The sequence below is a fragment of the Sphingobacterium sp. G1-14 genome (assembly GCF_002196555.1).
Classification (GTDB): Bacteria; Bacteroidota; Bacteroidia; order Sphingobacteriales; family Sphingobacteriaceae; genus Sphingobacterium; species Sphingobacterium siyangense.
Genome location: NZ_CP021381.1, coordinates 4,315,742 through 4,329,902, shown reverse-complemented (window position 1 = coordinate 4,329,902; position 14,161 = coordinate 4,315,742). Strand labels below are relative to the sequence as shown.

Genomic DNA, 14,161 nt, shown 5'->3' with positions numbered 1-14,161 from the left:
TAGCAATAATTTGAATATACTTATGGATAATTCTAAAATTGTATGGGGTATCATCGGCTGTGGTGATGTCACAGAAAAAAAAAGCGGACCAGCGTTTAATCGCATAAATAATAGTCAGCTAATGGCTGTAATGCGAAGAGATGCGACGAAAGCTGCTGATTATGCTAGTCGACATCAAGTACCCTTGTGGTATTCAGACGCGGACGATTTGCTCGATAATATCGATCTCAATGCGATTTATGTAGCAACGCCACCGTCATCTCATCTCGCGTATGCAGTATCTGCCCTGCGTAGAGGGAAATCTGTTTATGTTGAAAAGCCCGTTACGTTAAATGCGATAGAAGCAGAAAAATTATTGCAGGAAGTAAAAGAAAGAGACGGGAAGTTGGTAGTTGCACATTATAGGCGGCAATTGCCTTTGTTTCTGAAGGTTAAGGAGCTTGTTGGAAATGGTGAAATTGGTGAGTTAAGGACGGTACAATTGCGTTTATGGCAGAGTAGAATGCCCGACCTAGTGACAAAAGGTGGCGGAGATTGGCGTACTGATCCTGCTGTTTCGGGAGGAGGTTATTTCTTTGATTTAGCCCCACATCAATTGGATTTGATGCTCTATTTTTTTGGAATGCCGGTTTCATACGATGGTTTTAGCTTGATTCAGGATAAAGAAAGTGCTGTAGCTGATCAGACCACAGGAACCATTTTGTTTGAAAATCAGCTTGTCTTCAATGGAAGTTGGTGTTTTAATGTTGCCAAAGAAAACCAGGTAGATAAGGTTGAAATTGTAGGAAGCCTTGGGCATATTACTTTTTCTATTTTTGGAAATTCAGTTGTTGTCAAAACAAGAGATGGAGAGAAGGAATTTATATTTGATCATCCTGAAAATATTCAATTGCCGATGATTTCGCGTACGGTAGATTATTTCCGCGGTATCGGGCCAAATCCATCTCCGATTGAGGAAGCCTTGGTTCTGATGAAGATTATCGATAACTTTTCGACAATAAGACCATAGTGTTTTCGTCGTTCTTACCATAAGCAGCATGATACCATGTACGATCTGTTGGGTCTACCAGCAGTGTTTTATTTTGCGCATTGCCTTGCAATGCTGTGAGTGACAGTACACCCATAAGGAGTACTGTCAACTGATTGAATTTGTTCATCGCTGAATGTTAAATTTTTGCTAAAGCAAGATTGATAAATGATAGTTCTTCGGCGGTAAGCGTGATATCGATGGCTTGAGCATTTGCTATGGCCTGTTCTGCATTTCGGGCACCTGCCAAAACCACAGTGATCGCAGGCTGTAGACTGGTCCAGCGTAATACCAATTGAGAAAGTGTTACACCTTTGTTAGTGGCAATTGGACTGATGGTATCCAAGAAAGTCTTTACCTTGGCCAGATCAAATTGTTGGAAATAACCATTGCGGTGGTCGTTTTCTTTTAATTTACCTGTATTAAAATATTTACCGGTTAATAAACCTCGTTCCATAGGGCTATATACAATGATACCTAGATCATTTTCCTTTGCATAAGGAACAAGGTCCTGTTCGATACCTCGGTTTAGCATACTGTAACCAACTTGATTACTCGCAATGTTGAGGTTCTTCCGTGCTTCTGAAACTTGATCGACACTATAATTGCTGACGCCGGCGGCACGGATCTTACCTTGTTGTAAAAGAAGATCCAAGGCTTCCATCGTTTCCGAAATCGGGGTCGTGCTATCTGGCCAGTGAATCTGAAGTAGATCGATGTAGTCCGTACGTAAGCGTTTTAGGCTATTCTCTACTTCATGAATTACACTGGTCTTTGACGAATATTTATAAACTGGAATAGTTTTACCAGCTTCTTCTGCATCAAAGAAAAATTCACCTTTTCCTTGGTTACTGCCGTCCCATACCAAACCAAATTTGGTCAATAGCTGTATTTTGGTCCGATCATAACCCTGTATTGCCGCACCGATCATTTCTTCACTTAAACCAAATCCATAAAAAGGGGCTGTATCCAATGTAGTGACACCATTGTCGATCGATGCTTTTACAGAATCAATAGAATCTTTCTTTTCATTTCCGCCCCACATGTTGCCGCCAATGGCGAAAGCTCCATAAGTAATTGCTGATAATTCTAAATCTGTTTTTCCTAATTTTCTGTATTCCATTTTTTTTATTTTTTTATGTTTCCTATTAAAATTATTTATTACGCTAATGCGCCTTTTTTATCAAATAAATCTGTTCGAAATGGCGCTTATTATTATTTGAATGATTGATAGCACAAAGTTATAACCCTGATTTTTATTATTAAAATAATTTAAATTAGGTTATTCTATCATTTTTGTGATATATTATTGGATGTTTTTTTAAGGAAAGGACCGCGGGATTCCTGTTAAGTTTTTCTTGTGCAATCCTGCTCAAACTAGTAAATTTATATAAGGCAGTTGGTCTTGTGAGCAATCACATTTTTATTGGGATAGCTGTTCGGTAAAAGAATAACAATGCAAAAAGTAGAACAATTTAAACCTGATGTGATTATTATTGGATCGGGTTTAGCAGGACTTACGACAGCAATGGAAGTCACCAATGCTGGTAAGAAAGTGCTTCTTGTAGATCAGGAAACGGAAGAAAATCTAGGGGGACAGGCCTATTGGTCCTTCGGGGGACTTTTTCTTATCAATTCGCCACAACAACGTCTAATGGGTATCAAAGATTCTTATGAACTTGCCCGACAGGATTGGACGGGGACAGCCGGGTTTGACCGTGAGGAGGATTATTGGCCACGACAATGGGCTGAGGCCTACTTGAAATTTGCAACAGAAGAAAAGTCTGCCTACATCGCTAAGCTTGGTATAAAGCTGATGTTTATGGTCGGTTGGGCGGAGCGCGGTGATGGTTCGGCCTCGGGGCATGGTAATTCGGTTCCTAGATTTCATGTCAGTTGGGGGACCGGAACCGGAGTTGTGAAACCTTTTGTGGATAAGGCCTATGCTGCGCAGGAAAAAGGTCTTCTGCAGTTTCGTTTTCGACATCGCGTAACAAAATTGCTAACACAAGATGGTGCGGTCATTGGAATTGGAGGTGATATATTGGCAGACGATCACCAGGCAAGGGGTGTTGCAACCAACAGAACTATTCTTGCGGCGTTTGAATATTATGCAGATCAAGTCGTTATAGCTTCGGGAGGAATCGGCGCAAATCATCAATTGGTACGTGAAAATTGGCCTGAACGATTAGGGAAAGCGCCGGCACAAATGATTTCAGGTGTTCCCGCCTATGTCGATGGAAAAATGATTGGAATTGCGGAAGAGGTTGGGGCTCATATGATAAACCGCGATCGCATGTGGCATTATACGGAAGGGATTGAAAATTGGAATCCAATATGGCCTAACCACGGCATCCGTATCCTGCCTGGGCCCTCTTCACTGTGGTTTGATGCCCGCGGTAATAGACTTCCTGCTCCTTATTTGCCTGGATTTGATACCTTAGGTACACTCAAACACCTGCAAGAGACAGGCTTTTCTTATTCCTGGTTTATTCTGACGCAGAAGATAATCAAAAAAGAGTTTGCTCTTTCGGGTTCAGAACAGAATCCAGATATTACCAACAAGGATTATAGGTTATTTTTGAAACGCATTTTTGGGAAAAATGCGCCCGGGCCCGTTGAGGCTTTTAAGGAAAAAGGATCTGATTTTATTGTTTCGGACAATCTAAAGGATCTGGTAGCCGGTATGAATCGTTTGACAGGGGAGGATCTATTGGACTATGAAGCAATTAAATCGCAAATTGAAGCGCGTGACCGGGAAGTAGATAATAAGTTTTCAAAGGACACGCAAGTGAATTATATCCGGAATACACGGAATTACCGTGGTGATAAATTAGGTCGAGTGGCAGCCCTTCATAAAATCCTGACACAGGAAAATGGACCGCTCATTGCGGTACGTCTCCATGTACTGACCCGGAAAACCTTAGGTGGTCTTAAAACGAATCTCCAAGCACAAGTACTAACAAAGGATGACGAGGTGATAAAGGGCTTGTATGCTGTCGGTGAGGTGGCTGGATTTGGTGGTGGCGGGATGCACGGCTATCGGGCACTGGAAGGTACGTTTTTAGGAGGATGTATTTTCTCCGGCATGAAAGCCGGACAACATATTGCGAGTCTACCAAAGGCACCATCTGTCTAAGAAATCTGATGAAAATTAATTCTTTTCTTAATGTTAAAATAGAGGTTCCGTAGGCAATCAATGCGATGTTTGCCTATGGAATAAGGAACTATTAGGCTTTTTTTCTGATAGAGCGCATCGTTTGGAGAAGAACAGAAACGAGTACAAGAGCGAGTCCAACATAGAAGGAAGCATTGACTTGTTTGCCTTCGTTGAAGAATAAAAAAGCAATGATAATCGAATAGATGGGCTCGAGATTGAAACTCAAATTGACCGTAAATGCAGATAACTTCTTGAGTGATTCAGCAAAAAGAACATAAAGGCCAACTGTACAAAATAAAGCCAGCAAGATTAAATAGACCCCATCAGAAAAGCTCGGTATAAAACGTTCGGTAGGAAATAGATAATAGAAAATGGGCAGTCCAAATCCCAATACAATGGTGCCACTAAGCATCTGATAAAAATTGAGCAATTTACTATCATATTGTTTGACTAATTGCTCGTTGTAAATGGTATATAGAGCCGCAAAAATAGTTGAAATTACACCCAAAATAATCCCAAGTTGATAAGAGCTATCAAAATGAAAGATTAAACTGATTCCGATCAATGTCAGCATACTTAACATGAGCTGCACTGCGCTAAATCTTTTCTTGTTGATGATTGGCTCTAATACAGCGGTAAAGAAACTGGTCAGACAATAGCAAACAACGCCAATGGAAATGTTGGAAAACTTGATGCTACCATAAAAAAATATCCAGTGGATAGTGATTAGTACGCCGACTTTCGCAATTTTAAACGCATCTTTAGTGGATTTTAAACGCTCAATTTTGAATAATTTGAGAACGATGAATAAGATGATTGTTGAAAGTAAGACCCGAAACCAGACTAGTGGTATTTGATTGAGCGTAATGAGCTTGCCGAAAACACCGGTGAAGCCTGCGAGCAGTACTGCGGTATGAAGTACTAAATATGATTTTTTCATAAGAGAAATGTCTTTCCCATAAAGGGAAATTTAAAAGCTAAATAAATAGTTAATCCTTATATCATCCGAATTTGCTCCTGATCGGAAGCCATTATTCGTTTGACATTGCGCTATATTATTTTGCTGGAGGAGAAAGACAAGTTCTTCGGTCCATGGTTTTATGCTTGTTTTTAACAAATATAGAAATTATCTACGGTATTCAAAGTCCTTTATTTCAGCCATTTTGTTTGGATTAATATTCTTCATCCTAAAGACTAAATGTTATATTAGTAATCTCACTAGGGGGGATCCCAAGATAATCGTCTTCCTAGTAATGAATACACAATATCAATATAAACCAAACTAAACAATGAAGAGAAAAGAATTTATCCGAAATACGAGCCTATTGGCTGCATCAGCACTTTTTGCACAGACGAAAGTATTCGGTTTTCAAGCTGATACGGTTCGTGTAGGGCTGATCGGTACAAACGGAATGGGTTGGTCCAATCTGAACGCCATCTTGAAGGTATCAGGAGTGCAGTGTACGGCATTATGTGATGTCGATGAAAATGTTTTGGGGAATCGAGCTGAGGAATTAAAGAAACGCAATATCAATGTGAAGACTTACATCGATTATAAAGACCTCCTAAAAGCAAATGACGTTGATGTTGTTATTGTCGCTACCCCCGATCATTGGCATTGTATGCAAATGGTTGATGCTGTTGCGGCCGGAAAAGATGTGTATGTCGAAAAACCGATTGGAAACTCCATTCGGGAATGTGAAATTATGGTTGCAGCTGCTAAAAAGCATAAGCGCGTTGTACAGGTTGGGCAGTGGCAACGAAGCCAACAACATTTCAGAGATGCGATGGATTTTGTTCATAGCGGAAAATTGGGGAAAATACGTCTTGTTAAGGCTTGGGCTTACCAAGGTTGGATGAAGAGCATCCCGGTTCAGGCAGACGCTCCTGTTCCTGCGGGAGTACATTATGATAAATGGTTGGGGCCAGCACCAAAACGTGCATTTAATCCCAATCGTTTTCACTTCAATTTTAGATGGTATTGGGATTATGCGGGTGGCTTGATGACCGATTGGGGGGTACATATGTTGGATTATGCGCTAATTGGAATGAAAGTATCAGATCCTGTTTCTGTTATGGCTGCTGGAGGTAAATTTGCTTATCCTGACGATGCCGCTGAAACACCCGATAGTTTAACAACGGTATACGAGTTTGATGGATTTAATGTTCAATGGGAGCAGGCAACAGGTATAGATTTGGGTCCTTACCAGAAGACTCACGGAGTTGCTTTCATTGGCAATAATGGTACCTTGGTGGTCAATCGTGAGGGTTGGGAGGTTATCCCGGAGAAAGGGCGAATGGATGCTGTCTCTTTTCAACGTTCACAAGATAATGGGTTGGACAAGCATATGGTTAATTTTGTTGAAGCAGTTAGAAAGAAATCCGTGGAGGGTTTACATGCTCCGATAGAAGCCGGGGCACATATTGCGATATTCTCACAAATGGGAAATATTGCTTATCGGGCCAAAAAGAAATTGTTTTGGGACAAACAAAAGCGCAGTTTCAATGATAAGGATGCAGATCAGTACCTGGCGAAAGTTTATCATAATGGTTATAACCTGCCCAAAGTCTAAGATGTTAAAAATAGGTATTAAAAAGATATTGTTTTGTCTAGCACTGGCGGGGTTGGTTGTGAACCAGGTTTCAGCGCAACAGATGGAACACATGTGGAATGGTGAAGGGGGAAATAAACCGATTGCCGAAAATAGAGGGAAACTGTTCCGTGAAGGCAAATATGCGATGTTTATCCATTGGGGAATCTATTCGCAGCTGGCAAATACCTGGAAGGGAAAAACGTTTTATGGCATAGGGGAGTGGCTCATGAACAAGAGCATGGCCAATATCCCTGTTGCGGACTATATGGCTGCTGCGGGTTCTTTCCATCCAGATCATTTTGATGCTAAAGCTATTGTGCAGCTTGCAAAAGATGCTGGAATGCGTTACATCGTGATTACAAGTAAACATCATGATGGATTTTCAATGTTTCATTCTAAGGTGAATTCTTTTAATATTGTTGAGGCGACTGACTTTAAGCGCGATCCAATGATTGAGCTCGCAAAAGCATGTAAGGAAGGTGGGATCGGTTTTGGCTTCTATTATTCGCAAAATCAGGATTGGACTTATCCTGGCGGAAATGGAGGCCCCAAGGTGAATGCAGCTGGTCAACCGAAAACATTTGATGATTATTTTTGGGAAAAATGTTATCCTGAGGTAAATCAGATTACAACTGAGTATGGACCGATAGAATTGGTCTGGTTCGATACTCCAGGTGGGATGGATAAGAAATACGCACAAAAACTTGTCGAATTGGTTCATAAAAATCAACCCGGAGCATTTGTGTCGGGGCGAGTGGGGCACGGGCTTGGTGATTATTCTACTTTAGGAGATATGGAAGTGCCGCGGCAGAATGTTCCGGATCTTTGGGAAGCAGTAGATGTAACCAACGATTCTTGGGGTTATGCTTGGTACGACAATAATTGGAAGAGTGCTCGTGAGATCTTGTCACGTACATTGTCGACTATTGGTCGAGGTGGGACCTATATGTTAAATGTTGGACCTAAACCCGACGGGACTATTCCAGAGCCAGCGAGCTTAGCTTTGCGCGGTGCGGGTGCCTGGATCCGAAAATATCCAGAGACCGTTTATGGCGCACAGGCGTCACCTTGGGGGCATGCCTTACCCTGGGGAGATGCTACTGTACAGGGAGGTAAAATTTCATTGTTGGTCTATCATTGGCCGGCCAATGGAAAGTTATTTGTTCCGGGCCTAACAAAAGGGATAAAGTCGATTAACCTTTTAACTTCCAACGGCAAAAAGTCCTTGAATTACACGTTCGATGGAAAATGGCTAAAAATCAATACGCCAGGTGTAGCTCCCGATTCATTGGTTTCTGTCATTGAGGTAGTTATGCGGGAAATGCCCGTTATTGATAAAATGTTTGGAGTTGATCCGGCCATGGAGACAATTGTGCCTGTTGATTTTGCTGAAGTTGAAGGATGTAATAAAACTGGAAAATCCTGGATGGAAAAATTCGGTGAATGGAAGCATGTGGTTCAAGTAGGGCAGTGGACTGATGAAAGTAAATTAACGTATGCTATAGACATTATTAAGCCAGGCTATTATCAAATTGATCTAAATTATACGGGGCAGGGGAGAGTGGTGTGGAAGATCGAAAACTCGGATGGGGAGATCGTGCAGAATCAGCAAGCGGCCTCTTCTGTGTATAATTGGTACCCTTGGGGATGGATGAAATTTAAGGCTCCGGGGCGCTACAAAATTACTGTTTCTTTAGTGGATGGGGATGCTGATAAACTCAGTCTTACTGCACTTCGATTTAAATCTGTAGAATAGAGCTCAAAAGTCTATTCTACAGATTCTTCAATAATCACCTTTCTGTGCTCTCGGCCCCAGTTAATCATTTCTTGGATGATATTACCAAATGTCCGGCAATAGGCAGTCGGTAGGTATTCAATCAGCACAGGGCTGTCCGGATAGACTTTTCTGTTAACAAGCTTGTTGAGTTCCATATCTTTCAATTCTTTGGACAGCATACGTGTCGTGATACCAGGGATACTTCGTTCAATTTCTCGAAACCGTTTATTACCGTTGCATAGTGAATTGATAATAGGAATACGCCATTTTCCGCGTATAAAATACAGGGTGTCTTGTAATGCTCTTAGTTCTTCTACTTGATTTCTTTCCATGGTAATTTTGGTATACTCTATTATACTGGTATCAAATGTATATCAAATACCTGATATATTTGTCAAAAAAAAGAACAATGGAAAATTTAGAAAACAAAGTCGTCTTAGTTACAGGAGGGAATAGTGGAATTGGTTTCGCAACAGCAAAGGAGTTTAGTGAAAATGGAGCACAAGTTATTATTACAGGAAGAAGAAAGCAAGCTATTGATCAAGCTGCTGAGCGGATAGGAGCAACAGCCTACGTGGCGGATCAGGCTATACTGCAAGATATTGAAAAACTTGCTCAGGAAATAAAAGATCGGTTTGGATATATTGATGTCCTATTTATAAACGCCGGTATTACAGGTGAAGGAGGTTTTATTGATGAAGCATCAGAAGCAAATTTTGATGCAGTAATGGATATCAATTTAAAAGGCTCATATTTTACATTGAGCAGATTTATCCCATTACTTCGCGATGGTGCGTCTGTCGTTATTCTTTCTTCTAATGTAGCGACCTTAAATATGCCAGCGAGTTCGATTTATCAAGCGAGTAAAGCGGCCGTTAATTCCTTCGCCAAAACAGCGGCAATGGAGCTTGCAAACCGTAAAATTCGTGTAAACACGGTGAGTCCTGGTCCGACTAGGACAGATGTGCTTAACAAGAATTATGACCAGCAGACTGTCGAAAATATTTGGAATAAGTTGGCTACTGAATCTCCACTCAAAAAGATAGGTACAGCCGAAGACGTCGCTAAAATGGTTGTTTATCTGAGTGGTGATCATGCATCTTACATTACTGGTGCTGATTTTGTTTTAGACGGTGGAATGGGTATCAATCATTCTTAACCACCTGCATAGCGCACTAAGAGGACTTTAGGTGAAGAACTTATCCTTCGTAGATATTCAATTATTATCATACGAAGGATAATCAATAGTTCAGATTCTTTGTCTGATCTCGCTTATTTATATTGGGGCGGATTGCATGCTAATTTTACAGCATTAAATAGTTTCAGCTATTCTTGCAGCAGCGTCTGTATTTTTTCAATAGAATCCTCATTCTCCAAAAACTCAATATAAGGTAACAATGGTTCAATATCCTTTTTGTCCATTGTTTCTATGTCTTCAAATAAAGCATTTACAAAATCAGTGCAAAAAGATTTGCCAAAGCTGTAAGTGTTTATTCTCGCCAGATCCTCACAATTGATTTCGGTGGCATTCAGATTAAATACAAGCTCAGGAATTTCGTAGTCGCCTTCCGCTGGATAGCCGATGTACCTAAACATGCTTTCTTTCCACACGCGAAATAGGATTTGATGCGAGACATGTTTCCCAAAGTATTCGAACACTTTGGAAAGTATATCGTAAGCGGTTTCTTTCTCAAAAACACCAGTAATGCTTTTGTCGATCAATTCGGCATAGGAAATGAAAATTGAGCTATCAAAATGAACATCAAAATTAGCGGTCAGCATGGCCACAATATGTTCTCTGGGTTGGGTTCTTAAAAGTTGTCTTGCTGTTAATGAGGTTAAGTTATGCTTTTGTTCTCGACCGTGGCTGTCGGGGAGGAGTACGGTGTGTTCTTTGTCGAGGAGCGAGATAACGAATTTCCAATCTTCCGGCCTTTTGAGAATCCTACAATTTTGAGCGAGATAACCGCTCCTTTTTGGGTCAGGTTTCTTGTCACCGACAATAACTTCTCCAGGTTGAATAATATGTTCTGGAGGAACTTTAAACCTGCGTATATGCACAAAGAGTTCTTCTCCGGAAGGTAACGCAAGAGTACCAAATCCTTTGTTATTGTCGAACCATTTGACTGCGCCGATAAACATGGCTGGGGTTGAGTTTTGTTTCAATAGTATAAAGGTAATGAATAAATGCCTTTATTAGGTATTGAAAATGAAATATTTGCAATTATTTGTGCTATATCACTTATTTTTCTCGTATTTATCTACTTATTTGGTTGGGGAAAAGATTTTCGGAAGGCCAAAGGCGACATATTTGTCTTCGCTTTGAATAACTTGTTAAATGATTGGGGATGGCCAAAGCCTAAGTCGTAAGCAACTTCGCTTACAGATAGGTTTGTGATGGATAATTTTTCTTTTGCTTTGTCAATTATTTTATCATGGATGAAATGCTGGGTATTTTCACCAGTCTGCAAACGGAGCATATCGCTTAAATAGCTAGCTGAAATGTGTAGGCGATCAGCAAGATACTGTACCGTTGGGATGCCTTGTTTGGTAGAAATATTGTTAGCGAAATATGCTTCCAATATTTCCTCAAGTTTGGCTATTAAGTTTGTATTAATCGCTTTTCGTGTGATAAACTGTCTTTTATAAAATCGGTTGGCATAATTTAAAAGTAATTCAATGTGGGAAATAATCACATCTTGACTAAAGTCATCGATTCGGCTAGTTAATTCTTCATCGATGTGTCGGAAGATGGAAATAATTCGGTCTTTTTCTTTTTCGGATAAATGTAGGGCTTCATTTGTGGTATAAGAAAAAAAACCGTACTGTTTTATTTTTTTTGCTAGCGGATATCCCCAAAAGAAATCGGGATGTATCAAAAGGGTATATTGTGAGCATACTTCGCCTTCATTTGCGCCATGGTTTCCTATAATTTGATTTGGAGCGGCAAACAGAAGTCCACCTTCGTCAAAGTCATAGTAACCTTGTCCATAGATGAGTTTTCCTTTAATGCTCGGTTTGTAGGATATTTTGTAGAAATTCAATACATGCGGTTGAGGAATATTGTTGAGCATAATCTGATGAGTGCTGCCATTCACCATGCTAACCAAGGGGTGGACCGGTGTTGGAAGGCCAAAAGCACGGTGAATATCCGATAGGGATTCCATCTTTGGAAGAGCTTTTTGTTCTTTTTTCATTTTTGAATTTACATAATTCTCGTTTACAATAGTCGATAATGTAAACGAGAATGAATTATTGACATAGGGATTACTTGGAAGCGCCTTGAGCTTGGGCTGAAACAGTATCCCATTCTTTCCATGTGGCAATCCTTTCGGCATACACACTACTTACCCAAGATAGGTTCCCATTTCCTAGATTAAACCGCAAGGGAGGATTTTCTGTGTCAACAATACTGAAGATTGCAGCTGGGGTCGCATTCGGATCACCTTTCTCCATTTTTCCTAAATCAGTAAAAAATTGGGCTTTAAAATCCTGGTAGGGATCTAATGTTTCAGCAAATTGTAGAGATTCCTGACTTCCAAATTCGGTGGCATAGGCTCCGGGTTCTATGATGGTTACTCTGATGCCAAACGCTTTGACCTCAAGTGCTAAGCTTTCGTGTATTGCTTCAAATGCCCATTTTGAGGAACAATAGTATCCGATTACAGGCAGTGTAACGTGGCCTAGGCTACTTGATGTACCTAAGATGTGGCCATATCCTTGCTGACGTAATAATGGTAAAACAGCTTGAATGACAGCGACCGGTCCAAGGATATTTGTTTCGTATTGTTTTCGAATATCGTTCATGCTAGCTTCCTCAATAGTTCCAACCAGAGAGTAACCTGCATTGTTAAGGACAATGTCTAACTGGCCAAAGTGATCATATGCCTGTTGTACAACAGTTTTTACTTTTTTGGTATCGGTAACGTCCAATTCCAGTGTCAATACGTTGTCTCCATATTTCTCATTGAGATAGGCGATGGAAGAGAGTCGTCGTGCGGTAGCAATTACTTTGTCGCCTCGCTGGAGCGCTGCCTCTGTCCAGATTTTCCCGAATCCGCGCGAACTGCCCGTGATAAACCATATTTTACTTTGCGTATTTTGTGTCATATTTCTTTGTATTTGTAATACAAACTTCCATAAAGAGCGTCTAATAAAAATCGCCAAATTGAGGGAATATGTAGCCGAAAGGAGTTTTGTGAAATTTATTTAAACGAATAATTTTATGGAATTATTTTTTGTCTCTTAGTCGTAATTTTGAATTAACTTAGTATGTTAAAATCTGTTTTATAAGATAGATTTTCATTAAACGTAAAGTTCCGTATGCAGCGTGTAATTGCTAAATCCATTCTTAACAAAACAAAACAGAGAGATCCTTGGTTTCTTGATGACTATACTGTAAATCCCTATAGCGGATGCTCTTTTAACTGTCTATATTGTTATATCAGGGGTAGTAAATATGGGGTAAATATGGCTGAAAAGCTAAGTGTCAAACAGAACGCGATTGATTTGTTGGATCGTGCTTTAGCGCTCCGTGCCCGTAAAAAACAATATGGAATAATTGTACTGTCGTCTGCAACGGATCCTTATCTGCAATTTGAACAGACGGAGTTACTGACGCGGCAATTGTTGGAAATTATATTACATTATCGTTTCCCAGTGCATATTATCACCAAATCGGATCTCGTCAGTAGAGATTTTGATTTGGTGAAGCAGATTGATGCTGAAGCAATACTTCCATTTGATCTGCAAGGTAAATTAACACTTCGTGCTTTTATTACCTTTTCATTTTCGACAATCGATACCGAAATTGCCAGAATATTTGAACCGGGTGCACCATCGCCTGAGCTTCGTTTGAGTACATTGAGTCAGGCGCGAATGATGGGATTGTGTAGTGGCGTAAGTTTAATGCCTTTGTTACCATTTATTTCAGATACAGGAGCTCATCTTGATCAGATGTTTTCGACTTTTCGATCCGTTGATGCAAATTATATTTTTCCAGCAACCTTGGCGTTATATGGTTCTGACCCTGGTGATAATCGGACTTTGGTTATGCGCGCGGTTGAAAAACACTATCCACAGTTCGTGGAAAAATACCAACGATTGTTTGGTCCGGACGGTAAGCTTCCCAACTATTATCGACAGGCATTTGCGGAAAAGGTAAAGGGATTATGTGTACAATATGGGCTGCGAGACCGGCTGCCGGCTGGCGATTCCTTATAATTTCTTGAGTATTTCAGTCAATTGATCAACACCAAAGTTGGATTTAAGAACCTTTGTTTCGAAATACCGTAGTTGTAGAAATAGAAGCAAGAATTTTCTATTAGAGTTAGAGGCCTGATATTTATGGAATCTATTGGGTGGATAGCTAGGGATACCGACTATACTTTTCTTGTTCTAGCTCTTAACAAATACAGATATTTTCGGTATTCCGGCAGTCTGAATTTTAACCTTTAATTGTATGTTTTGGTCCTAGCTGAAACCGATGGAAAACGAATTTTTTGTATAAATGACTTTTATGACGAAGTTTTAAATTAAAACTAAGGAAATAATTAGCCTAATTGTTCGTGTGTTCTATGGATTAAATATAGGTGTGTCTTGTT

13 protein-coding genes are annotated in these 14,161 nt (G+C 40.2%); 6 read left to right on the top strand and 7 right to left on the bottom strand.

Annotated features, from left to right (window positions below):
- Positions 1-22: 22 nt before the first annotated feature.
- Positions 23-1,009 (top strand): Gfo/Idh/MocA family protein, encoded by a 987-nt coding sequence (locus tag CBM24_RS18800; RefSeq protein ID WP_088162291.1) that lies wholly within the window; start codon positions 23-25, stop codon positions 1,007-1,009.
- On the opposite strand, the gene CBM24_RS18795 is transcribed toward CBM24_RS18800, so the two are convergent.
- Both CBM24_RS18795 and CBM24_RS18790 read right to left on the bottom strand, forming a co-directional pair.
- Positions 978-1,157: a hypothetical protein gene (locus CBM24_RS18795; protein WP_088162290.1), complete on the bottom strand. Its 180-nt coding sequence runs from the start codon at positions 1,155-1,157 to the stop codon at positions 978-980. The genes CBM24_RS18800 and CBM24_RS18795 overlap by 32 nt on opposite strands.
- 9 nt (positions 1,158-1,166) lie before the next feature.
- Positions 1,167-2,150 carry an aldo/keto reductase gene (locus tag CBM24_RS18790; protein ID WP_075993493.1) on the bottom strand — a complete coding sequence of 328 codons (984 nt, stop codon included), beginning with the start codon at positions 2,148-2,150 and terminating at the stop codon, positions 1,167-1,169.
- Between the two features lie 333 nt (positions 2,151-2,483).
- Between CBM24_RS18790 and CBM24_RS18785 the strand changes: the two genes are divergently transcribed.
- Complete coding sequence (locus tag CBM24_RS18785; protein ID WP_088162289.1) at positions 2,484-4,166, top strand: FAD-binding dehydrogenase; 1,683 nt, start codon at positions 2,484-2,486, stop codon at positions 4,164-4,166.
- Between the two features lie 91 nt (positions 4,167-4,257).
- Here the strand turns inward: CBM24_RS18785 and CBM24_RS18780 are convergent, their stop codons facing one another.
- On the bottom strand, positions 4,258-5,127 hold the full coding sequence (locus CBM24_RS18780; RefSeq protein ID WP_075993491.1) for a DMT family transporter: 870 nt from the start codon (positions 5,125-5,127) through the stop codon (positions 4,258-4,260).
- A gap of 349 nt (positions 5,128-5,476) precedes the next feature.
- Here CBM24_RS18780 and CBM24_RS18775 point away from each other — a divergent pair, with 349 nt between their 5' ends.
- Positions 5,477-6,760, top strand: a complete 1,284-nt coding sequence (locus CBM24_RS18775; protein WP_075993490.1) for a Gfo/Idh/MocA family protein — start codon at positions 5,477-5,479, stop codon at positions 6,758-6,760.
- A 1-nt stretch (position 6,761) separates the two neighbouring features.
- Positions 6,762-8,537, top strand: coding sequence for an alpha-L-fucosidase (locus CBM24_RS18770; RefSeq protein WP_198385942.1), 1,776 nt, complete (start codon positions 6,762-6,764; stop codon positions 8,535-8,537).
- 11 nt (positions 8,538-8,548) lie between these two features.
- On the opposite strand, the gene CBM24_RS18765 is transcribed toward CBM24_RS18770, so the two are convergent.
- Positions 8,549-8,890, bottom strand: coding sequence for a winged helix-turn-helix transcriptional regulator (locus CBM24_RS18765; protein ID WP_088162288.1), 342 nt, complete (start codon positions 8,888-8,890; stop codon positions 8,549-8,551).
- Between the two features lie 77 nt (positions 8,891-8,967).
- Between CBM24_RS18765 and CBM24_RS18760 the strand changes: the two genes are divergently transcribed.
- Complete coding sequence (locus tag CBM24_RS18760; protein ID WP_088163653.1) at positions 8,968-9,717, top strand: SDR family oxidoreductase; 750 nt, start codon at positions 8,968-8,970, stop codon at positions 9,715-9,717.
- 167 nt (positions 9,718-9,884) lie between these two features.
- Here CBM24_RS18760 and CBM24_RS18755 read toward each other — a convergent pair whose 3' ends face one another.
- The 3 genes from CBM24_RS18755 to CBM24_RS18745 all read right to left on the bottom strand — a co-directional run bounded on the left by CBM24_RS18755 (position 9,885) and on the right by CBM24_RS18745 (position 12,668).
- The gene (locus tag CBM24_RS18755) at positions 9,885-10,724 is read right to left on the bottom strand and encodes a cold-shock protein (protein WP_145327869.1); all 840 of its coding nucleotides are present in this window, start codon (positions 10,722-10,724) and stop codon (positions 9,885-9,887) included.
- A 95-nt stretch (positions 10,725-10,819) separates the two neighbouring features.
- Positions 10,820-11,755 (bottom strand): helix-turn-helix domain-containing protein, encoded by a 936-nt coding sequence (locus tag CBM24_RS18750; protein ID WP_075993485.1) that lies wholly within the window; start codon positions 11,753-11,755, stop codon positions 10,820-10,822.
- 70 nt (positions 11,756-11,825) lie between these two features.
- Entirely contained in the window at positions 11,826-12,668 is an 843-nt protein-coding gene (locus CBM24_RS18745; protein WP_075993484.1) for an SDR family NAD(P)-dependent oxidoreductase, read from the bottom strand.
- A 213-nt stretch (positions 12,669-12,881) separates the two neighbouring features.
- Between CBM24_RS18745 and CBM24_RS18740 the strand changes: the two genes are divergently transcribed.
- Complete coding sequence (locus CBM24_RS18740; RefSeq protein WP_088162287.1) at positions 12,882-13,781, top strand: radical SAM protein; 900 nt, start codon at positions 12,882-12,884, stop codon at positions 13,779-13,781.
- Positions 13,782-14,161: the final 380 nt, after the last annotated feature.